15 protein-coding genes are annotated in these 22103 nt (G+C 47.5%); 10 read left to right on the forward strand and 5 right to left on the reverse strand.

Features of this window, described 5'->3' with window-relative positions:
* Positions 1–483: 483 nt before the first annotated feature.
* Positions 484–2493, forward strand: coding sequence for an ATP-dependent DNA helicase (locus MO387_RS07490; protein WP_199908725.1), 2010 nt, complete (start codon positions 484–486; stop codon positions 2491–2493).
* A 170-nt stretch (positions 2494–2663) separates the two neighbouring features.
* Here MO387_RS07490 and MO387_RS07495 read toward each other — a convergent pair whose 3' ends face one another.
* Positions 2664–4652 (reverse strand): TonB-dependent receptor, encoded by a 1989-nt coding sequence (locus MO387_RS07495; protein ID WP_107947797.1) that lies wholly within the window; start codon positions 4650–4652, stop codon positions 2664–2666.
* Positions 4653–5111: 459 nt separating this feature from the next.
* On the opposite strand from MO387_RS07495, the gene MO387_RS07500 reads away from it, so the two are divergent.
* Entirely contained in the window at positions 5112–5690 is a 579-nt protein-coding gene (locus MO387_RS07500; RefSeq protein ID WP_107947795.1) for a DUF4440 domain-containing protein, read from the forward strand.
* Between the two features lie 68 nt (positions 5691–5758).
* Here MO387_RS07500 and MO387_RS07505 read toward each other — a convergent pair whose 3' ends face one another.
* Positions 5759–6406 carry a DUF938 domain-containing protein gene (locus MO387_RS07505; protein ID WP_107947793.1) on the reverse strand — a complete coding sequence of 216 codons (648 nt, stop codon included), beginning with the start codon at positions 6404–6406 and terminating at the stop codon, positions 5759–5761.
* 477 nt (positions 6407–6883) lie between these two features.
* Between MO387_RS07505 and MO387_RS07510 the strand changes: the two genes are divergently transcribed.
* Complete coding sequence (locus MO387_RS07510; protein WP_107947791.1) at positions 6884–8173, forward strand: FAD-binding oxidoreductase; 1290 nt, start codon at positions 6884–6886, stop codon at positions 8171–8173.
* 153 nt (positions 8174–8326) lie between these two features.
* Here MO387_RS07510 and MO387_RS07515 read toward each other — a convergent pair whose 3' ends face one another.
* Positions 8327–9205, reverse strand: a complete 879-nt coding sequence (locus MO387_RS07515) for a LysR family transcriptional regulator (protein WP_006086303.1) — start codon at positions 9203–9205, stop codon at positions 8327–8329.
* Positions 9206–9449: 244 nt separating this feature from the next.
* On the opposite strand from MO387_RS07515, the gene MO387_RS07520 reads away from it, so the two are divergent.
* Together MO387_RS07520 and fghA are read left to right on the forward strand one after the other, a co-directional pair.
* The gene (locus tag MO387_RS07520) at positions 9450–10589 is read left to right on the forward strand and encodes an S-(hydroxymethyl)glutathione dehydrogenase/class III alcohol dehydrogenase (protein ID WP_107947789.1); all 1140 of its coding nucleotides are present in this window, start codon (positions 9450–9452) and stop codon (positions 10587–10589) included.
* 165 nt (positions 10590–10754) lie between these two features.
* Positions 10755–11597 carry an S-formylglutathione hydrolase gene (gene fghA, locus MO387_RS07525; protein WP_106650680.1) on the forward strand — a complete coding sequence of 281 codons (843 nt, stop codon included), beginning with the start codon at positions 10755–10757 and terminating at the stop codon, positions 11595–11597.
* 118 nt (positions 11598–11715) lie between these two features.
* On the opposite strand, the gene MO387_RS07530 is transcribed toward fghA, so the two are convergent.
* Positions 11716–13092, reverse strand: coding sequence for an L-serine ammonia-lyase (locus MO387_RS07530; protein WP_106650679.1), 1377 nt, complete (start codon positions 13090–13092; stop codon positions 11716–11718).
* A gap of 385 nt (positions 13093–13477) precedes the next feature.
* On the opposite strand from MO387_RS07530, the gene nagZ reads away from it, so the two are divergent.
* A complete protein-coding gene (nagZ, locus tag MO387_RS07535) occupies positions 13478–14506 on the forward strand; it encodes a beta-N-acetylhexosaminidase (RefSeq protein WP_107947787.1) in 1029 nt (342 codons plus the stop codon).
* 79 nt (positions 14507–14585) lie between these two features.
* Positions 14586–15125 carry an alpha/beta hydrolase YcfP gene (gene ycfP / locus MO387_RS07540; protein WP_107947785.1) on the forward strand — a complete coding sequence of 180 codons (540 nt, stop codon included), beginning with the start codon at positions 14586–14588 and terminating at the stop codon, positions 15123–15125.
* A 612-nt stretch (positions 15126–15737) separates the two neighbouring features.
* Here ycfP and MO387_RS07545 read toward each other — a convergent pair.
* Positions 15738–16322 carry a hypothetical protein gene (locus MO387_RS07545; RefSeq protein ID WP_242326179.1) on the reverse strand — a complete coding sequence of 195 codons (585 nt, stop codon included), beginning with the start codon at positions 16320–16322 and terminating at the stop codon, positions 15738–15740.
* A gap of 992 nt (positions 16323–17314) precedes the next feature.
* Between MO387_RS07545 and MO387_RS07550 the strand changes: the two genes are divergently transcribed.
* The 3 genes from MO387_RS07550 to MO387_RS07560 all read left to right on the forward strand — a co-directional run bounded on the left by MO387_RS07550 (position 17315) and on the right by MO387_RS07560 (position 22054).
* Positions 17315–19558, forward strand: a complete 2244-nt coding sequence (locus MO387_RS07550) for a hypothetical protein (protein WP_107947779.1) — start codon at positions 17315–17317, stop codon at positions 19556–19558.
* Positions 19559–19568: 10 nt separating this feature from the next.
* Positions 19569–21269, forward strand: a complete 1701-nt coding sequence (locus tag MO387_RS07555; RefSeq protein ID WP_107947777.1) for a hypothetical protein — start codon at positions 19569–19571, stop codon at positions 21267–21269.
* A 509-nt stretch (positions 21270–21778) separates the two neighbouring features.
* A complete protein-coding gene (locus MO387_RS07560) occupies positions 21779–22054 on the forward strand; it encodes an acylphosphatase (RefSeq protein ID WP_011846955.1) in 276 nt (91 codons plus the stop codon).
* The last annotated feature ends 49 nt before the right edge of the window (positions 22055–22103 follow it).

Raw genomic sequence — 22103 nt, forward strand, 5'->3', positions numbered from 1 at the left:
CTGTTCCAATGACCGAGAAAGTCGTGAAGTCAATGTGTATGTAATCATTAAGCACAGTCATTCCAGTGACACGCCGTGAATATATCCATATATGCCGCCGTCGAGCCTTCAGCGACGAGTTTATGGCGAGTCACTGGGGAAACAATGGCAATTAATGCTGCGCGTACTCAAGTATCTTGTTTTGGGAGCTTTGTATCAAAACTGACGACCCATAATGAACAGCTTTAAATGGTGGCTCATGTATGGCGCAAGGGAAAGAACCCGAGAAATTATTTTTGCTAACTTGTAGTCTTATCTTAAATCAGCATAATGCTTCGAGCCGTTAAGCTTAACGCTATCGTTTACCGCCGCGGCTTGCGGTACTAACCAGTGCTTGTGGTTAATTAAAGTCATCACAATGCACTCGCTCAGCAGTTTATAGTGTGGCCTTACTACATTTTTTATAACGCTCTCTAACACCTTGATAAAGGATTGATTCTCCCTTTGACTCGCTCCCGCCTACCTAACTCAAAGCATGCTTCCTCTAAAGAAACAGTGGTTAAGCCTGCTGCCGCAAAAGGCGCTGCTGCGGTGAGTCGACTTGCGTCTGAAGTGCAACGCGCATTTTTGCCCGATGGAGTATTGTCTAAGCACATTCAAGGGTTTAGTGCGCGAACAAGCCAAATGCAGATGGCGCAGCAAGTGAGTGAGGCGATAGCGGCGAAGAGTAATGTGGTGATTGAGGCGGGCACAGGGGTGGGTAAAACCTTTGCGTATTTGATCCCTGCGATATTGAGCGGCAAGCAAGTTATCGTCAGTACCGGCAGTAAAAATCTGCAAGAGCAGTTGTTTTTTAAAGATTTACCCGCGCTGGTCGCCATGTTGGGGATTGAGCCCAAACTGGCGCTGCTAAAGGGGCGCAATAATTATCTGTGCCAGTGGCGACTCGATAAGCAAATGAGCGAGGCGACACATATCGATGCGCGTTTATTGGATGATTTGTTGAAAATCAATCAGTGGGCAAGCACCTGTAAAGATGGCGATATTGGCGGTTTAACCTCAGTACCTGAGAATTCCTCGGCGCTGCCGCTCGTGGTCAGTACCAAAGAAAGCTGTATTGGTAAGCGTTGCGACTTTTACGATGCCTGCTTTACCCGCAAGGCGCGCAGCCGTGCCATGGATGCGAAAATCATAGTGGTGAACCACCATTTGTTTTTCGCCGATAGCGTACTGAAAGACACGGGCTTTGCCGAGTTACTGCCCGATCCCGACGTGGTGATTTTCGATGAAGCGCATTTATTACCCGATATTTGCGTTAACTATTTTGGTCAGCAATGTTCGAGTCGTACTATTGATGATTTTATTCAAAAGCTACTCGCTATTTATCAGACCGAACTCAGTGATACGGGGCAACTCGCCCAATTTTGCCAGCGTTGTCTCGCTAAATTAAGTGATTGGCATAATCAGTTATATTCCTGCGGTGAATCCGACTGGCGTTTAGTGCTGGGCAATAAAGCGCTCGCGGCGGCGTCATGGGATTTATTAGCGGAATTAACTGCGCTGCAGAATTTATTAATGGCCCATATTGGCCGCAGTGAATTGTTAGATGATATCGCCATCAAGTTGGCGGAGCTGAATAATAAGCTCAGTGTGTTTTTTAACTGCGATAATAATCTGGCGGCCTACAGCATTGAATTTGGTAGTCGTTTTGTGGTGCTGCGAATTTCACCCATCAATATTGCCCGTGAGTGCCAGCAGTTATTTGTGCCGGAAACCAGCTGGATATTTACCTCGGCAACTTTGCAGGTTAACCGCAGTCTTGCTCATTTCGCCCGAGAAATGGGTATCGTCGATGCGCAGCAAAGCATTCTCGACAGTCCCTTCGATTATCCCCGCCAAGCGGTATTTTGTGTGCCGAGACAACTTGGCAGCGTGACCAATCAACAGCAAGCATTAAAACAGCTGGTGGAGGTGTGCGTGCAAGCGATAGACGCAGCGCAGGGGCGGACTTTTATTTTATTTACTAGCCATAAAATGCTCGAACAAGCAGCGTTGGCACTGCGAACTCGCACTCAGTATCCGCTGCTGGTACAAGGCCAAGCGGGTAAACAGAGTCTGCTGACGAAGTTTCGCCAACTCGGCAATGCGGTGTTGCTCGGCACCAGTAGTTTTTGGGAAGGGGTGGATGTGCGCGGCAAATTGTTAAGCTGCGTGATTATCGACAAATTACCTTTCGTGTCGCCCGATGAGCCCCTGTATCGTGCCCGAGCCGATAATGTGAGTCGTCAAGGACTCGATCCCTTTACCGAAGTCTCGTTACCGCAGGCGATTATTGCGCTGAAACAAGGTGTTGGCCGCCTTATTCGCGATGAAAAAGATCGCGGTGTGCTGATCCTTTGTGATAATCGCATTGTGAATCGCTATTACGGCCAAGCCTTTTTAAACTCACTGCCGCCGATGGCGCGCACCCGTGACCTAGATAAAGCGCTGGAATTTTTAAGGCAGATCCCTTAAAACCGCTCCCTTAAAGCCGATCCCATAAAACAAATCCCTTAAGGCTGCTCGTTTGAGGAAGTGTTCTAAAAGTTCGACAGCTTAAAACTGAATTCATAAAAAATGGGCTTGCGATAGTTTCGCAAGCCCATTTTCACCTTAATAACCCCATGTGTGTGGCAGATTGCCGATTAGAAACTTGCCGTTACGCCCGCATAAATACTGCGGCTCTTTTGGATGTAATCAAGATCGGTGGCGACTTGGTCACGCTCTGCATCTGTTAGGTTAGTGACGCCGAGTTTGACTCTGAACATAGGATTGATTTGGTAATTCACGCCTAGGTCGAGTGAACCATAACCCGTCGATTTTACATTGGTGCGCAAATACTGATCGCCAGTATAGTGGTAGGCGATAAAGGTAGATAAGCCCTCCAATGCCTGCCATTGCAGTTTCAGGTTGTAGCTGTCATCCGGCGTTAAGGTAAAAGGCGCGCCATTTTGCTTATCTTCGGCATCGGTTTTACTGTAATTACCGCTAATGCTGACCGTGTCACTTACATCGTACCAAGCCTGCAGTTCCCAACCAGTGATCTCAGCTTCGTTCACGTTTTGGTAAGTTAACACTGCGCCGGGCGTTCTATCCCAAGTTTCTGTGATGATTTTATTTTCTACATCATTGTGGAAGTAGGTGATCGAGCCACCAAAATCTGTGGTTTGATATTGGGTCGATAACTCGTAGTTCACTGAGGTTTCGGCTTGTAGATCGGGATTGCCCGCAACAGTACAGGCGCCGCGACAAGCGGGGATAATATAATCGGCTTGGGATTGTGACATATTCGGCGCTTTAAAGGCTTTGCCACCGCCGCCTTTGATCACCCATTCAGAGCTTAAGTTATACACTAAATACATGCGCGGGCTAAATTCGGTGCCGTACACATCGTGGTGATCGACGCGCCCGCCCAAAGTGATATTGAGTTCGCCCAAGCTAAATTCATCTTGCAGATACAAGGCCGACTGGCTGTCGTCTAAGGTGCCATCACCCAAAATATTGCGGCTGTTTTCAAGTTGAGTCCAACGGTATTCTGCGCCGCTGGTTAACATGTGTTCCCCCAGTAAGACTGTGGTTTGGCCGTCGAGATTGTGGTTGGTTTGGGTGATATTACCAATTTCGGCGATTAACGCTGAGTCGTCAGTTACCTCAACATTTTCATAGTAATAGCGCAGGCGAGTATCGCCCCAGTTCCAGTGGCCATTGTGGGTTAGACCTGAGCTTATCCGCTCGGCTTGTTGGTTATTGGTGAGGATCGTGCCGTAGTTATTCCAATCCGACTCGCGTTCGTCGTTGGCGTAACTTAAATCAAATTGCAGATCTTGCTGGCTATCAATCAACCATTGCAGGTTAGCGAGGGCGCTGATTTCATCTCTGTCTTCTAGCGCATCAATGGTGGGTTTTAAGTCTGAACGCCATGCATCGCGTTTATTGCTGTCGATGATTAAGTTTGCCAGTAATTTATCTTTGATCAGCGCGCCGCTGGTGTAGAAGTTGTACTTAGTGCTGTCGCCACCTTTGCCGCTGGTGGGCGTATCGTATTGCACGCCGACACTGGTCTGCCAGTCGTCAGTGGGTTGGCGCAAAATCACGTTAACCACGCCACCTAAGGCTTCGGAGCCATAGAGGGATGACATGGGCCCGCGCACGACTTCGATACGCTCAATTGCAGACATGGGAATAGAGGACAAGTCAAAATCGTTGCCATAACTGGAGGTTAGTGCTTCGCGGGAGTTGACTCGGCGGCCGTTGATTAAGATCAGCGTGTAGTCCGAATCCAGCCCGCGCAGGCTAATTTCATTGCGACCATAGGGCGTGCCTTCACTGATATTCACGCCCTGTAAATAACGCACTGCACTGGCCAGATCGTCGATCACTAGCGCTTCGAGTTCGCTGCGATTTATCACAGACACAGAAGCGGGCGCCGAAAGCTCCGAGTGTTTAGTTTGTGTTGCTGTGATCACCATACGTTCCATTTCTGGCGTGGCATCTTGGGGAGCTGCGGCGGTTGCCCATGCAGCGGGTAACAACAGGCTTAAGCCAATGGCGCGCGATAGCAGGCTCAGTTTAGGTGACAGAGCTGCACCGGATGTATGACTTGTTTTGCGAGTACGGCAGATAAAGCGGGACATATCATTCTTCCTTGGATAATTTCGGCGAATGATAATTATTCTTAAATAGTGCATCAAGAGCGCAGATCCCGCTTTTGTGTAAAGACTATGTAAATTTTACTCTTTAATAACAGTATGATAGCGGGTATGTCTGTTGAGGGGGCTGCTTGCACTACCAAGCTGATGTTGCTGAGAAACAAATATGAGAAAGCGAGTGTGATCAGCGAATACGAAATAGCTAATGCGAAAAGGCTAAACGCTGAGGTGGGGTAAATCGCGAAAAGATAGTGAAACTAGCCATAAATTGTCTGCAGATGCTGCAGGCAAATTCAAGTTTTAAGTATATTATTCTGATTTAAAAGGATAATTAAATTGGCATACGCTTTGCTGACACTTCTGCTTCATCTTTGTGGCTGCTATGCAGGTTTGTGATGTGAATCGTCGCCATAAAAATTTACAGCCAACATTCACGGAGAGAATATGAATCCAGCATTTTATAGCTTAGCCACAGTCGCCGTTTTAACTTTGTCACTCGCTACAACTGAACCCGCTGTTGCCACAGATTCGCCCGCATTAGCTAATGCCGCATCGGATAAAACCGCTGAGGCTTCACATGCAGGCATTGCGCAACCCGCTACTGCGTTAGCTGATACGTTAGCGACTCAAATTGCAGCGGTGGATTTTGCCGTGTTCGACAGTTTCAATAAGTGCGCAGCCCCCGCTGAACTTAAGAAACACGCGGCGTTTTTCACTGAAGATGTGGAGTTTTACCACGACACGGGCGGCGTGACGTGGAACCGCAAGGATATGATCGCCAATACAGAAAAATATGCCTGTGGTCATTACCGCCGTGAGTTAGTTGCGGGCACGATGAAAGTGTTTCCGGTGAAAGAGTTTGGCGCAATAGAGCAAGGCGTTCACCGTTTTTGCAGTTTTGAAACCGGCAGCTGTGATGGCCTAGCCGACTTTGTGATCGTGTGGTGCAAACAGGATGAAGAGTGGAAAGCCACTCGAGTGCTGAGTTATGGACACAGAACCGCTGAGGCCAAAACGGACTAAACCATTAAACTAAAGCTAGCTTTTAACAAGAAACGAGCCTTTAACAAAAACTAGCCCCTAACAAAATGCTAGCCTCTAACAAAATGCAGTAATCGATTATTTGCGGGCATAGCCACATCTTGCTTCAGTGTTAAGCCTTGCTCGCTGGCTAAACTGCAAATCCATTCGATATCGCGAATGCCGCTGGCGGGATCGCGCTGTTTTAAAAAGGCATCGAATTGACGATTGCTATCACTGCTAAATTCGCCTTGGTAGTTAAAGGGGCCGTAAATGCACAGGGTCTTGAGTTGGGGGATATACAGACCAAGGCCAGTAAAAAACGCTTCAACCATATTTTTGCTCATAATATGCAAAGTGTTCGCAGTAAATACGCCATCAATATCAGGTGTTAATCCCTCCACCGGCCATGGCGAGATAACATCAAGGATAAGCGGTAAAGCTAGATTTGCTCCAGCGTTGAATAGCCCGCCTTCTTGCTCACACCTTGCGCTAATGCCACCAATATACTCAGCTTGATCGCTGGTTTGCCAGATTAAATGGGGAAGATTTGCTGCAAAAAATACGGCATGTTGGCCAGTGCCACTGCCGATTTCGAGCACATGTTGGTTGAGTGAGAATGCTTGTGTTAATACCGCTAAAATCGGCGCTTTATTGTTTTCGCACGCTTGTGAAAACGGCAGTTGGCTAAGTGGCTGGGCAATTGGCAATCGTGGCATAATGGACTCTAGGTTGCTGAGATAAAAAGAGGATGACGCCGCACAAGCCTATCTTAAACCAGCAAAAAGCATAAGACTTAAAAGATAAAATGAGCCACGCCTTAATATTCGGCGCCTAAGCTCATGTTCTTAATCTCTGGCTCCATAATCACAGGAGCCGCCATTTCAGATACTTTCATCTCAAGCTTTTCCATTTCAGGCTCGTCAAGCAGGAGCCAGCCCAACTCCCTTTGTTCTGTCCAGCAAGCGGTTAATTCAATCCACTGTTGACCTCGATCTCAACTCAGATATACTCTCAAATTCTGAACGCTTGTAAAAAATATACAACAACCGTCGGCGGAAAACGTGTTAACACTCGCGCCTATAAACTAAGACTCAACACCCATTACCAGCACACAGCTTTTAGTACTTAACGTTCAACACTCAACTTTTAATACTTAACTTTCAACACTTAACTTTCAACATCAAGGAATGACTATGCCAGCAGAGCGTTGCGCCTCCTACTACAATGCCACCATTAACCAAGAGTCGGATTATCCTGAGCTTGAAGGCGACATTCGCGTCGATGTGGCGATTGTCGGTGGCGGGTTTACCGGTGTAGCAACGGCGCTGGAATTGTCCGAGAAGGGCTACAAGGTGGCGCTTATTGAGGCCAACAAAATTGCGTGGGGTGCAACCGGACGCAACGGCGGGCAGGTGACAGGTAGTTTGTCCGGCGATGCCGCGATGACCAAACAACTGCGCCGCCAGATTGGCAATGAAGCTGAAGATTATGTGTGGAATATGCGTTGGCGCGGTCATGACATTATTAAAAATCGGGTGGCCAAGTACGGCATAGATTGTGATTTAAAGTTTGGTCATATCCAAACCGCCTACCAGCCAAAGCACATGCAAGAGCTTAGGGCTATGCATGATGAGGCTCAGCGCCGCGGCATGGGTGAATTTATGACACTGGTATCGGCCGATGAAATGCCCGCCTATTTAGGCTCGCCCTTGTATCACGGTGGCTTAGTCAATCGGCGCAACATGCATTTGCACTCAGTCAATCTATGCCTTGGTGAAGCTCGCGCTGCAGCAGCTCTGGGGGCGTTGATCTTTGAACACTCACCCGTGCTCGATATTGAGGAGGGCGATCTTGCTACCGTTATTACCGCCAAGGGGAAAGTGCGCGCCAACAGTGTGCTGATCGCGGGGAATGCCTACCATAAACTCGCGCGCCCTCAACTGCGTGGCATGTTATTTCCGGCGTCCTTAGGCAATTGCGCCACGGCAATTTTGCCCGATGAGATCGCTTCGCAACTCAATCCGCAGGATTTAGCCGTATACGATTGTCGCTTTGTGCTGGATTACTATCGCCTTACCGCAGATAAACGCTTGATGTTCGGCGGCGGCACTAACTACAGCGGCCGCGATCCCAAAAATGTGGCGGCGGAATTACGGCCCGCAATTGAGCGCACCTTTCCACAATTAAAGGGTGTTGATATCGAATTTGCCTGGGCCGGAATGGCAGGCATTGTGATTAACCGTATCCCGCAGCTCGGCAAAGTGTCGCCTAATGTATTCTATTGCCAAGGATATTCTGGGCATGGGGTGGCGACATCGCACATTATGGCTGAGATCATGGCTAATGCGATGGACGGACAATTGCGTGAGTTTGATTTGTTTGCCGGCATGCGCCATATCCGTATTCCGTTAAATGAATGGTTCGGCAATCAAGCGCTGGCGTTAGGCATGTTGTATTACACCTTGCGGGAAAACTGGCGCTAGTTTGCGGCGTCTTGTCTGTTATCGCTTCGCTTGTTCGAACTGAGTAATCCGCTCAACAACAGACGGCTCCACAATAAACCTCTCAGCAATAGATTTTTTAGCAACAGACTGCTCCACAAAATACTGCTCAACAACCGGCTGTTCAGAAAAAGATTAGTCCTGTTCGATGAGTTTTTCGGCGAGGTAATCGACCAATACGCGGATCTTGGCCGATAAATGGCGGTTTTGCGGATAGAGCGCCCAAATGCCTTCTTTGGCTTCGCGGTGACCGTCGAGTAAGGACAGTAAATGTCCTGCATTTATATCATCTTCAATATAATAATCAGGCAGTTGAACTATCCCTATGCCTTTTAGTGCCGCATCCCTTAATGCGTAGCCGCTGTTACAATTGAGATTGCCACGGACTTTGATATTACGCTCGCGGCCATTTTCCACAAAGCGCCAGTAATTATGATTACCGATCAAACAATTGTGCTGGCTAAGCTCTGATAGCGTATGGGGCTGGCCGTATTTTTCCACATAACTTGGTGAGGCGGCGACATAGTGAGTACGGCTGCTGAGCGGTTTGGCCATAAGGCTCGAATCGGCGAGTTTTCCGAGGCGAATGGCCAGATCATAACCGCCTTCAATCAAGTCCAAGGTGCGATTGGTCAAGTCGACGCTAAATTCAACGCTGGGATATTGCACCATAAAATCATTGAGTAACGGCATGATAAATTTCTCGCCATAGGCCACGGGAGCCGTGAGTTTGACTAAGCCTTGGGGTGAGTCCTTTAGGTTTGAGATGGCGCGCTCAGCTTCTTCTAAGCCGGTTTGTAATTGGCGGCAATGGCGATAGTAAATCGTGCCTTCTTCGGTTAGCGACACTTTGCGGGTGGTGCGATAAAACAGCTTAGTGCCGAGGCGATTCTCTAAGGCGCTGACTTGGCGGCTCACGTGGGCGGTGGAGATATTCAGTCGCTGCGCCGCTAGGGTAAAACTTTCGGCTTCGGCCACTGCGACAAACTCAGAAATGCCATCCCAGAGGTACATTGTTGTTGCTCAGTAAAAATGAATTGCTTGAATACTAGATTGTCTCTCGCTGAGAAACAAATACAATCTTACTATTGATTAGCATCAGTGCAGTAGCATCAGTTCAACAGCATAAGTGCAATGGGCATCTGCGCATGCTGAGTCGGTATGTTTGAGCCAATATGCTTGAACCAATAGGCTTTAGCTCAAGTTGAATCGATTACAACAATAATTTTCTCTTATTACCTATCAAGGGACGGTAACAATGTCGAACGAAAATCCGCAGTTTATTAAATCAAAGGCCGCTGTTGCTTGGGGACCAGGACAACCACTGAAGATTGAAGAAGTGGATGTGATGTTACCTAAAGCGGGCGAAGTCTTAGTGCGCATTGTGGCCACAGGCGTGTGTCACACGGACGCGTTTACCCTGAGCGGTGACGATCCTGAAGGCGTATTCCCAGCAATTCTAGGCCACGAAGGCGGCGGTATCGTTGAGCAAGTGGGCGAGGGCGTGACCAGCGTGCAAGTGGGCGATCATGTGATCCCACTTTATACCCCTGAGTGCGGCGAGTGTAAGTTCTGCCTATCGGGCAAAACGAATCTGTGCCAAAAAATTCGTGCGACCCAAGGTAAAGGCTTAATGCCCGATGGCACCACGCGTTTTTATCTCGATGGCAAACCTATCTTCCATTACATGGGTTGCTCGACTTTCTCTGAATATACTGTGCTGCCTGAAATCTCATTGGCGAAAGTCAATAAGAGCGCGCCATTAGAAGAAATTTGTCTGCTGGGTTGCGGCGTAACCACAGGCATGGGCGCTGTGATGAACACGGCCAAAGTGGAAGAAGGCGCGACCGTGGCGATTTTCGGCCTCGGCGGTATCGGTTTATCGGCGATCATTGGTGCGACTATGGCAAAAGCCAGCCGCATTATCGCCATTGATATCAACGAATCTAAGTTCGAGTTAGCTAAAAAACTCGGCGCGACCGATTGCATCAACCCTAAATTACTCGATAAGCCTATCCAAGAGGTGATCGTTGAGATGACCGACGGCGGCGTGGATTACTCATTCGAGTGTATCGGCAACGTCAACGTGATGCGCAGCGCCTTAGAGTGTTGCCATAAGGGCTGGGGTGAGTCGGTAATCATAGGTGTTGCCGGTGCAGGGCAAGAGATTTCAACCCGTCCATTCCAATTAGTGACTGGCCGCGTGTGGCGCGGTTCTGCCTTTGGGGGTGTGAAAGGGCGCTCTGAACTGCCCCACATTGTTGAGCGTTACTTAGCCGGTGAGTTCAAGCTCGATGACTTTATCACCCACACTATGGGACTTGAGCAAATCAATGAAGCGTTCGAGTTGATGCACCAAGGTAAGAGCATCCGTAGCGTGATCCATTTTGATAAATAAGCGGTTTCGCACGCTAAGTTGATGCTTCAGCTTGATGTGACCAACCAGCAGGCAGGTGCAAATCTGTCTGCTGTGTTGCCAACTGAACAGATGACTAACGCTAAGACTAACGCTAAGACAAGCGTTATGACCAAGCGCTAACAGATTGAGCTTAAAAGGACTTGTATGACCATAGAAAATATCAGTTGTAACAAGAGTTTCGGCGGTTGGCATAAGCAGTATCGCCATCAATCTCAGTCGTTAAACTGCGAGATGCGCTTCGCGATTTATCTGCCGCCCGAAGCGGTGAATAAACCTGTGCCTGTGCTGTATTGGCTCTCAGGCCTAACCTGCACCGATGAAAACTTTATGCAGAAGGCGGGCGCCCAGCGGATGGCGGCTGAACTTGGGATGGCGATTGTTGCCCCTGATACCAGCCCTCGCGGCGACGATGTGCCCGATGCGGCGGACAAAGCCTACGATTTAGGCTTAGGCGCGGGGTTTTACCTCAATGCGACCAAAGCACCATGGAATCGTCATTACAAAATGTACGATTACATAGTCCACGAGTTGCCAGCCTTGATTGAAGCCCATTTTCCTGTGACTACCCAGCGCGCCATCTCTGGCCATTCGATGGGCGGCCATGGTGCTTTGGTGATTGGCCTGAGTAATCCGCACAGATACAGCTCCATTTCGGCCTTTAGTCCGATTTCGAATCCGAGTAATGCGCCTTGGGGCATTAAAGCCTTCAGTGAGTACTTAGGTGAGAATCGTGAACATTGGCGCCAGTATGATGCCTGCGAATTGCTTAAGCTCGCGATTAGCGAAGTGCCAGTACTGATTGACCAAGGTGAAGCTGACAGCTTTTTAGACACCCAATTAATGCCACAATCGCTGGTGGATATCGCCCATACCAAGGGTTATCCCTTAGATGTGCGGATGCAGCCGGGGTACGATCACAGCTACTACTTTATCGCGAGCTTTATTGAAGAACACCTTAAGTTCCATAGTTTGTACTTTAAGGCCTGAATCGTCGATTCAGCATTCATGCCGATGAGCTAAAACAAAAATGCCGCAACTTTGTGAGTGGCGGCATTTTTTATGGTGCGATTTAAGCGATTAGTGGGAGTGAACTAACACTCAGCACTTAGCACTCAACAATGTTTACCGCTAGACCGCCTTTGGCGGTTTCTTTGTATTTGCTGCGCATGTCTCTGCCGGTATCCATCATGGTTTTGATCACTTTATCCAGTGAAACCTTATGGTTACCATCACCACGTAGGGCCATACGAGAGGCGTTGATCGCCTTGATCGCGCCCATGGCATTACGTTCGATGCATGGTACTTGCACTAGACCGCCCACAGGATCGCAGGTTAAACCTAAGTTATGTTCCATGCCGATTTCAGCTGCGTTTTCAACGTGCTCAACCGTGCCGCCCATGATTTCAGTCAGTGCGCCTGCGGCCATAGAACAGGCTACGCCGACTTCACCTTGACAACCGACTTCGGCGCCAGATATTGAGGCATTTTTCTTGTACAAAATACCAATTGCGGCGGCGGTTAATAGGTAACGGGCGCAGACATCAATATCCACTTCTTGTACGAAAGTATCGTAGTAGCATAATACTGCTGGGATAATTCCCGCAGCGCCGTTTGTGGGTGCTGTCACTACGCGATCGCCGGCTGCATTTTGCTCATTGACCGACAGGGCGAATAAATCGACCCAATCCATAGCGGTTAATGGATCGACATTGTTACGGCCTTCGGCTTTCAAACGACGGTACAGGGCAGGGGCGCGGCGACGCAGTTTTAAGCCGCCAGGTAAAATGCCTTCCTTCTGATAGCCGCGTTCGATACAGGTTTTCATGGTCTGCCAAATGTTCCACAGCTTGGCTTTGACTTCATCTTCGGTGGCTAAACTCAGTTCGTTCGCCATCATCAAAGAAGAAATACTCAGACCTTGTTCGCCACACAATTCTAATAATTGCGCTGCGCTGCCAAAATCAAAAGGTGCCGCTTCGATTTGTGATGCTGGGGATGCGTTACGTTGGCTGATTTCGTCTTCATCTAAGATAAAGCCGCCGCCGACAGAATAATAAGTACGCTCGAAAAGACACTCATTTTTACAATAAGCGTACAGGGTCATGGCGTTGGCGTGGGCTGGCAAGGTTTTGCGTCTGTGGTAGGTAATGCCTTGCTCGCGGGTAAATTTAACCACTTTGCCACAGTGCAACGTTAAGGTTTCGTCCTTGGATACGTGCTCTAAAATGCCGTCGATACTATCAGTGTCTACGGTTTCTGGATCTTCACCCATTAAACCTAAAATCACTGCTTTGCCCGTGCCGTGGCCTTTGCCTGTTTGGCCGAGGGAGCCAAAGAGCTCGGCTCTTAATTCATCAATCTGGGTCACGAGTCCTGAGTCAGTCAGGTTTTGCATAAATATTTTGCCCGCTTTCATTGGGCCGACAGTATGTGAACTCGATGGACCTATGCCGATCTTGAACATGTCAAATACGCTAATCATGATAGAAGTCCTGTTGTGTCTTGTTTATTATTTTAGTCTGAGTGCATGGGATTGCTCGCTCTGCAGATTGAAGCACGCTAATCTTCAACGTGAACTCTGGTCAATGGCGGCGCTCTTTCATGCGAAATCTGCTTGTGTGATACTCTAGCTTCAGTATCCCATAGATTAGCGTGACAATTCACATTAGTTTTTTTAATTCATTATAGTTCGGATAAGCTGAACTTAATTGGGACTTTTTTGTTGACCATTTTATGGCCAAGAATACAGGCTTTAAAAGCGCTACAAGGGCAGATGGTTCGCTTTTTTGGGCTTTTTTGTGAGCGCGACCCACTTATGGCTTGAGTGGTTATTTTTTGAGTATTAATGAAAATTTTTAGGGAGAAGTATGAGCTATTTAATGTTGGACCTACTGTCGTTGGACGTCAGTGAGGCAGAATCTGAGATGCTACGCCATCCACAGGTGGGTGGTTTAATTCTATTTTCCCGTAATTTTTCAAGCCGTGATCAGTTGATCCGTCTGGTACAACAGATACGCCAAATTCGCCCTGAACTATTAATTGCCGTCGATCATGAGGGCGGTCGAGTACAACGCTTCCGCGATGGCTTTACCGCTATTCCCGCCATGGGCGACATTTTACCCGCAGCAAAGGGTGATATAGCATTAGCCAAACGTTGGGCCTGTGAGCTCGGTTTCTTGATGGCGATTGAACTATTGGCCTGCGATATCGACTTAAGCTTCGCGCCCGTGTTGGACTTAAACGGCGTGAGCCAAGTTATAGGTAAACGCAGTTTTAGCCCAGAGCCCGCTGAGGTCATTACACTGGCCGAAAGTTTTATTGCGGGCATGGCGGCCGCAGGCATGGGCGCCGTGGGTAAACATTTCCCCGGACACGGCAGTGTGGTGGCGGATTCGCACTACGAGAAACCGATTGATGAGCGCGATGCCGAGGCGATTTTTGCAAAGGATATCCTGCCGTTTAAAGAATTGATCGCAAAAGAAAAGTTATTAGGCGTGATGCCCGCGCACGTGGTTTACCCTAAAGTTGACCCCAACTCTGCGGGCTTCTCAGAATACTGGCTAAAACAAGTGCTGCGCAAAGAGCTTGGCTTTAACGGGGTGATTTTCTCCGACGATCTTGGCATGCAAGGCGCAGGATTTGCGGGCGATTACCGTGCAAGGGCCAGCGCGGCGTTAGCTGCCGGTTGCGATATGATTTTGGTGTGCAATGACAATGCGGGCGTGATGTCGCTGCTGGATGGCTTTACATGGCCAGCGAGCGCGCCGCAGTATCCTGCAAGTTTACTCAAGCCCAATGCCGCACAAATGGCCGCAGCGCTCGATAATACCGCCCGTTGGGAAAACGCGAAACAGCTTGCGGAGCAAATTTGTTTGGCCCAACAGGCGAAAGTTTGATGTAGCGCAAGGTGTGAGATCACTCTTTTGCTAGGGTTAGTTAATTCACTGTAATCAAAAATGATTAAAAGGCCTTGATATGATTTTCTATCTTCATGGATTTGATGCGACTAGCCCAGGTAATCACGAAAAAATGCGTCAGTTGCAGTTTATCGACCCTGACGTACGTTTGATCAGTTACAGCACCTTGCACCCTAAGCACGACATGCAACACTTGCTCAAGGAAGTCGCCAAGCAAATGAAGCATAGCGACGATCCCGCGCCGTTAATGGTCGGCGTGGGACTCGGCGCTTATTGGGCCGAGCGGATTGGCTTTTTAAATGGCCTAAAATCTGTGCTGATTAACCCTAATTTGCACCCAGAAGAGAATATGCAGGGCAAGATTGACCGCCCAGAAGAATATGCCGACATTGCTAATAAGTGCGTGTCGCAATTTCGTGAAAAGAATACTCACAAGGCCATGTGCATATTCTCAGTGAATGATGAGATGTTTGATAATCAGCAACTCGCCAGTGAATTAAGCGCCTATTATTCGATTGATTGGGATGAGGTTCAGCCCCACAAATTCCCCCAACTCGCCGCCCATCTCCCCAAAATAAAAGCCTTTAAGTTGGCTTGATTGATATCGATTTGATAAAGGTAACACTCCTCTTTTTATATTTAAGAGGGGGAGTGGGTTTATCTCATCGGCTATTCCGCCTTATGGTTTTGGCTTTCGTACTTCATGTGGCGCATCTTGCGACTTTGAATATTAGCGTGACTATGGGTATATATTTAAGTAGGGCATATTGAGGGCTCTAGATTATAAAATCGACTATATTGGTTTTGGATAGAAATGTGTTGGTAACCAGCGCGGGGGATCGGCAACTTTGGTTTTGGGTTTTGGGTTTTGGGTTTTAGAGGTTTAGCGTTGGCTGGTATCCACGCATATAGGCTTGCCATGGCATTGACTCATCGACTCGCAGCCAGTCCGTCCGTGGATGCTCGACCGCCCCGTCCATGGGGGGACGGTCGTCTCGCCAATCACCATGGCTCACCTTTCGTGCATTCACGTAACCTGTAGATTTAAAAGACATACGCAACACACTTTGGACATTTCCGAGTTAGACTTTTAGTTCGAATTAGTGAGTTTCGAATTAAAATTTCTATGGTCAACGCCGCGAGCACACGTCGGAGGTAACTGGCGCTTTTTTTGCCCCGCAAGTTGCCTGAGGTCTTGTGTCTTGCCTTGTTAGCTTCTTGCTTCCCAGCCATCTTTACCATGAGAATATAGTTCCACTTTCATGTCTTCATTCCAACTTTCAGGATGAGGTACAAATGCTAAGAAGTAATTATCGCCATCTTCCGGTACTGCACCACTCAGTATTGATAACGCCCAATTTTTTATACTTTTACTATGAGAGAGTATCAATAACTTATTTTCTGATCGAGCCATGGCCAATTTACTAAAATCGATTATAGAAGCGCGACTATCGCTTCTTTGAAATTCACTTTCAATAGCCCATTCCATTTTATTCACATAGATTAGCTGCTTCTTGTTTGACGCAGAAGGTATAGATTTAACATTCACAACACTAATATCAAAAAGCAATTCATTTAATTTAAATTCGCTTCTATTATCAGAATAATCTGCTGAAAAAACTCTGTATTCAGTTTGAACATATTCTTCTCTAAATGATGCTGCGATGTTTTTCACCCAAGCTTTACTTCTAGCCGCATGAAATAATCTAGGCTTAGAATAATTTGAACTTATACATTCTTGAAATGCATCTCTTAACGAATTCTGCAATTTTTCTAAAAGCATCGATTTATCCATGAAGCTAACGTCTTAGTATTTATGCACTGCGCTGTTTGCAGGGCATAAATCGCTTGTTGGACTTGGCCGCTGCCACATCCGTGTAAATGGGTATGAATGATGCTATAGGAATTTGCTTTTTTGCGGTAGCGGTTTTTTATACAGCTTGGTGGGTAATCACTTGATATCGTTTTAGCTTTCTCATTTTTCGCGCTTATTTTTTGCTGATGAATCTCTATCTAACGACTCAAAACTCCAAGGAATACACCTCCCCTCGGAGTTGCCGCAGGGCGAATAGAAAAATTGCGTGAGTCTCGCCATGGATGGCGAGCTAGCTTTCGCAGGTGCAGGGAAGCATCCTTCGGAAGCGATAGCAAATTTATCAATGAGCACAAGGGGCTTTCAACTCCGTTGGGGGCGTCTTGGAGCATCCAAGGAGGATAGGACGAGCAGTCCTCCTTGGTCGGGTGTGGGGTGAAGCCCCACGACTTTGATTTTGATTAAAGCATTCAAACTACGAAACACACTTTGGGGCAAAAGCTGTTTAGGGCTGATTTGTGTATTAATGACTTAGTTAAGCTTGACCTTGTTATAACAGTGACCGTTGGCGATATGGCCGCTCTTTCACATCTGACCGATAGGGATATGGGAAATGTCTATGATGTTGGGAACATCTTAGACCATGTGAACGCGGCATTTACACTTCCGTGTGCTGCAGATGTTATCGTCGAGCCCAAAGGGATACTTCTTATTAAATAAAAAATCGGCGAGTCACTGGGGAATCATGACAATTAATGCCGCACAACTAGCTTTTTGCATCAGTTCTTTATGTTGTAATTCGTCATTAAGAACTTGCCTAAGATAGGTATTGCCCTACCTGTGACTATCTAAAAGGATATTTTAGTCGCGCATTCAGGTGTTGCGCTGGACAGGCAAAATAGCCAAAGCATTTTATTTACTGGGCGTGAAAGGGCATAATGCGGCGCTTACTATTTGAGATACAAGGAATAACCATGAAGTACTTGGTTAGCGTAGTTGCATGCTGTTTATTATCGGCCTGTTCTTTTGGGGATGCTGATGTTGAGTTTACACCTGAAAAAGGGGAAGAGCGCTCGTATCAGCTGTATAGCACCACCAACATCACTGTAGACAATGGTCAGCGTACCGAAACGGTGAACACCAGCTCACATCAATTGCTGCGTTATAAGGTCCTCGAAACGGGCAAAAATAGTCGGTTTCAAGTGCATGTCGATTATATGAACATGCGCGATGGTCAAGGGAGCGGCGTCAGTAGTGGCCAGCGGGCTGATCGTAATCCAGAAATGCACGCTATTTTCTCGCAGGGATTTGAATTTACGTTAAATCTAGACGATGGCAGCGTTAAAGAATTCAGTGCATTGAACAAACCAGTATGGCAGGCGCTGCTGGCTGAACGCGGCGCAGAGCTTAAGCAGGAACTGAAAAAGCTCTTTAGCTCATCGGCCTTTCTTAGCACCATACCCGCTAAAGCGGGGGCAGTCGTCGCGCTTCCTACCTATCAAGGCCACACCAATGCCAAACTTACTGTATTGCAAGTCACTGATACGCATGTGTTAGCCAAAGTTGAAAGTGATGGTGAGCAAGCCAAAATATACGGTCAGCTGATGTTAGAACGTGAGCGGGGTTGGTTAGCACAGTTAGCTTTAGTGGCAGAAGCGCCGTTTGAGCGCTACGGCTATAAGGGCACAGTGCGCAGCAACGTTATTATGTTGCCGCAGCAGCGCCAGTTGGGTGATTTAACACAGCGTTTAGGTTTTGATTATGATTTCCCAGCCTTTGAGTATCAAAAACAGCCTGACTTTGTGCTGGATGACATCAATAAGACCTTAGGCATTGATGCTGTGTTTGCCTATGATGCGGGTTACTTTAACCAGCAAGATGATCTATTAAATCTAACCTATCATCATGACTTTTCAGGTTTTAAACCCGAAGGCGGATTTAGCTTAACCGATATCACGGCACACAGCGCGGATGGCACTGTGCTGCCGCTGCAACTGAGCAAGGTGGGCAGTTACAGTTATCCAGAACAGGATGGTTTCCATCAATCTGTGCAGCAAAATCTGCTTATTGGCTGGAATGCACCAAATGACCTCTTAGCTCAGGTTGCTGAGTTTCGCGCGACTGCCCATTATCATGGTGCGAAACTGGTCAAGCTTAACCTGACCCCCGACCCCAACAAAACTGTGAGCTTGCAGTATGAAGATTTACAGCTGGAACTTTCGCCAATCACCGACAAGCCATTCAGTTATCTGCTGAAATCGCGAGGCGGCGCTGACAAAATGTGGTTATACAGGCGCTATGACGGTGCCGAAGGCGCTATGGTGCACTATCTGCCACCGCCAGCCACTGGACCGGATTGGTTAACGTCGGCAGAGCAAAATATGCTGGCGCTGACTTCATCGGCGCAATATGAAACGATTACACAGTTTACCTTTGCCGCCGCGCCGTCGACACTGACACTTTATGTGAATACTGCGGCTGACAGCGGCGAACTGACGAAGAATATTCGTTTTATTCCAACCCAAGATTACGCGCAAAATGTCGCGTATCCGCCGGCGCAGCAGCAACTGCTTTACAGCGATGATATGTATGCGTCCTATGATAATCAGCCGCAACCTAGTACACCTGCTGATCCCGCCTTACTTGAGCCGCAAATCGTTGCTAAGTACGGCGTCAGCATGCTGTTAACGTCTGAGCAGGCAGCGGTGTGCACCCTTAGTGTGGTCGATGCCCCTAAGGTCAACGGGCACACACTGCAATGGACAAACACCAGCGCAAGCAGCAACACGGGTTTTGGTGCTGGGCTGGATAAGTTTGTGCAGTACCAACTGAGCAGCGCCGATGGGATCCGCCGCAATTTTTACGACATCAAAGTCAGCAGCACCTTGGCCTGTACTGGTACGCCCAAATGGCAAGCGCTAGCGTATCAACCTGAGCAAAGCTGGTTGATTGATATCACTCAACTGCCGAATCTTGATGCCACTCAAACCGTTGCCGACGTTATGCGGCGCTATCGTTTTTTAAATGCGCAGAATTTACCCCTTGCGCCTGCTATTCAAGATTATGGCAGTGACTTTTATCAGCGTCCGTTGCAGCAAGTATTACGTGAGCAACGCTGGTTTGTGCTGGCGGGGCGCGCTGCAAAGATAGAACAGCTGACGATAAGTGGCGAACCGGTCAATAAACAGTGGGTTAATATATTCCCTGCGTTACCTTAAGGAGCAGAAAATGCGAGTCTTATTACTATTATCTGCGCTACTGATGTCGTTTAATTTGTTGGCTGAGCGAATTTTACTCGACCAAGAATGGCGGCTTAACGATGTACCGGGTGAAGCCATTTATTATCTGGAGCAAGCGCCGACAGAACAAAATGGCGAGTGGCCATTGCAGCTATTTTATTTAGAAACGGATAAACCGGTTTTTAAGGGCAGTGTCAACAATCCCAATTTAGTCGAGAGTTTTATCGTTGGCGATTTCGAGTTTTTCTACCCCAACGGTCAATTGTCTCGCAAGGGCAGTAGCGATGCGCAAGGAAATTATCAGGGCACGCATCTGCATTATTGGGAAGACGGAGCGCTTTCGGGAGAGTACCACTACCAGAATGGCCAGTTGAACGGCGAGCAGAAAAGCTACTATCAAAATGGTCAACTGCAGCGCCATGAGCATCGAGTGAATGATGCACAGTTGGGGTCGGTAGAAAGTTATCATGCCAACGGCCAGCTGGCATCGCGCGCAAACTATGGCGCAAACGATATGGAAGGGCGATATGAAAGCTTCTATGACAATGGTAAGCCAGAACAAAGCGTGAATATGGTGGCGGGAAAATACCAAGGTGAACGACTGTATTGGGCCAAAGAGGGCTGGTTATACACCAAAGAGTTTTACCTGAATGGAAAAATGCACGGAGAAGTGTTGATCTATCAGGCCGCAGATATTCTGCAAGAGATCAAACATTATCAGCATGGCAAGCAGGTAGGAAACCAGCAGCGTTTTAAAGGGCCAGGGCTGTTAGCCATGCAGCAAGAGTACGATAATGATGGCCGCGAAATACAGAATATTACCTATGATGATGCTGGTAATGTCGCCACCCAAACCGATACTCAATATCTTGCAAAAGGCCGGATTAGCACTGAACAGCGCTTCGATGCCACTGGAAAGTTAACCCATCAATATCAGCGTGATACTGCGAAAAACTGGAGTTTACGTCAGCGCTTCGACTCAGCAGGTGAATTGATTGAACGCGATGAACAACTCAAGGGACAATATGAAGGCTTATATATCGGTGCTGGCTGGAATGGTTATGTCAGGCAAATCAACTACAGCAAAGGTCAAATGCACGGTGCCTATCGAGAAGATAACGCCGAGGACGGCAGTTTTGTGAAGGGCCAATACCACTTGGGCTTAAAGGTTGGTCAGTGGATCACACAAAATACCGACTCGACGCGCAATGAGCAGTTTAATCAACAAGGCCAGCTTAACGGTGAACAGAGTGAAATCTCAGCCGATGGCACGATAATGCACCGAGCATTTTATAAAAACGCTAAGTTACATGGCGCATATTTACAGCGTGGTTTTGATAAACAGCTGCAAGCCCAAGGTCAGTATGTTAACGGTCAGCGTGAAGGCCAATGGCTGCTGCAAGATGAAAGCAGCTACAGCATGGTTAAGCTCTGGCATGGCAACTATAAAGCAGGACACGAAGTCGGGAGCTGGCAGGCCTTTTCCGCTAACGGCCATTTATTAGGGCTGACGCAATATGATGATAAAGGTCGATTGCAGGGCAAAGGTTACAGTTTTAACGAAGATGGCAGCCTGCTACAAAGTGATGAGTATCTTGATAATCAACTGCACGGCAGGTCGGTGTATTACTTTAATGGCGAACCCTCATCCGAGTATCGCTATCAAAATGGTCTGATAATTAGCGAGTAGCATGCCATCGCTTATGTATGTTAGCGCAATAAAGTAAAAACCGGCTAACTAGGCCGGTTTTTTGCTTTTTATCTCTTACATGCTCAGCTGTAGTGCTAAACGTCAACACGCCCATGTTTTAGCGACATTCACAGTGCGTTTTTTTAAATGAACAATGCAAGTGACGATATGGACCAATTTTCAGCTAAAAGCATTATATTCGTTAGTGGTGGATAGTTTTATTTTTCAAACTCTTGAAAATAATTATTTATTGTGTAAAGTAGCCAGCCTTGCTATTTTGTAACAAAATGCTACAGAGTTGCTGTTGTATTTGTCCATTTATTGGATATCCCTTTGCGTATGTCGCCCGACACAGCTAACTGCAGTCTTGTTAGCTGTTTTTTTTGCCTAAAATAAAATATCGTTTGTTTTTTGCTCTATAGATCCATAGGTTAACACTTAGCCTTCGGATAATTGCGGCTATGCTTAATCCAATAACAGGCTTGTGTGCAATGCAAAAGGGGCGTGAGATGAAGCGTGTATTGATAAGTTTAACGGGTAAAGTGCAAGGTGTGGGTTGTCGGCATGCGACCTTGACTAAGGCCAGAGCCTTGGGCGTGACAGGCTATGTCACCAATTGCCGTGATGGCAGTGTCGAAGTGTTAGCCCAAGGCAGTGATATTGCGGTGAATAACTTGATTGCTTGGTGCGAAGTGGGCGTGCCTTGTACCGAGGGATTAACTGTCACAGTGGGAGAAGACGAAGCCGATGATATCTACCTCGACTTCTCCATAGTACAGTCTTAAGTTAAAAGTGCAGTCTTAAACAGCAGTACAGTCTTAAGCTAAAAGTGCA

Source organism: Shewanella sp. N2AIL (genome assembly GCF_022690845.1).
GTDB classification, from domain to species: domain Bacteria; phylum Pseudomonadota; class Gammaproteobacteria; order Enterobacterales; family Shewanellaceae; genus Shewanella; species Shewanella baltica.

What these genes read in the sequence shown, in the direction of transcription:
- MO387_RS07495 (WP_107947797.1), bottom strand. Translation starts at nt 4,652, where the DNA reads ATGTCCCGCTTTATCTGCCGTACTCGCAAAACAAGTCATACATCCGGT.
- MO387_RS07500 (WP_107947795.1), top strand. Translation starts at nt 5,112, where the DNA reads ATGAATCCAGCATTTTATAGCTTAGCCACAGTCGCCGTTTTAACTTTG.
- MO387_RS07505 (WP_107947793.1), bottom strand. Translation starts at nt 6,406, where the DNA reads ATGCCACGATTGCCAATTGCCCAGCCACTTAGCCAACTGCCGTTTTCA.
- MO387_RS07510 (WP_107947791.1), top strand. Translation starts at nt 6,884, where the DNA reads ATGCCAGCAGAGCGTTGCGCCTCCTACTACAATGCCACCATTAACCAA.
- MO387_RS07515 (WP_006086303.1), bottom strand. Translation starts at nt 9,205, where the DNA reads ATGTACCTCTGGGATGGCATTTCTGAGTTTGTCGCAGTGGCCGAAGCC.
- MO387_RS07520 (WP_107947789.1), top strand. Translation starts at nt 9,450, where the DNA reads ATGTCGAACGAAAATCCGCAGTTTATTAAATCAAAGGCCGCTGTTGCT.
- fghA (WP_106650680.1), top strand. Translation starts at nt 10,755, where the DNA reads ATGACCATAGAAAATATCAGTTGTAACAAGAGTTTCGGCGGTTGGCAT.
- MO387_RS07530 (WP_106650679.1), bottom strand. Translation starts at nt 13,092, where the DNA reads ATGATTAGCGTATTTGACATGTTCAAGATCGGCATAGGTCCATCGAGT.
- nagZ (WP_107947787.1), top strand. Translation starts at nt 13,478, where the DNA reads ATGAGCTATTTAATGTTGGACCTACTGTCGTTGGACGTCAGTGAGGCA.
- ycfP (WP_107947785.1), top strand. Translation starts at nt 14,586, where the DNA reads ATGATTTTCTATCTTCATGGATTTGATGCGACTAGCCCAGGTAATCAC.
- MO387_RS07545 (WP_242326179.1), bottom strand. Translation starts at nt 16,322, where the DNA reads ATGGATAAATCGATGCTTTTAGAAAAATTGCAGAATTCGTTAAGAGAT.
- MO387_RS07550 (WP_107947779.1), top strand. Translation starts at nt 17,315, where the DNA reads ATGAAGTACTTGGTTAGCGTAGTTGCATGCTGTTTATTATCGGCCTGT.
- MO387_RS07555 (WP_107947777.1), top strand. Translation starts at nt 19,569, where the DNA reads ATGCGAGTCTTATTACTATTATCTGCGCTACTGATGTCGTTTAATTTG.
- MO387_RS07560 (WP_011846955.1), top strand. Translation starts at nt 21,779, where the DNA reads ATGAAGCGTGTATTGATAAGTTTAACGGGTAAAGTGCAAGGTGTGGGT.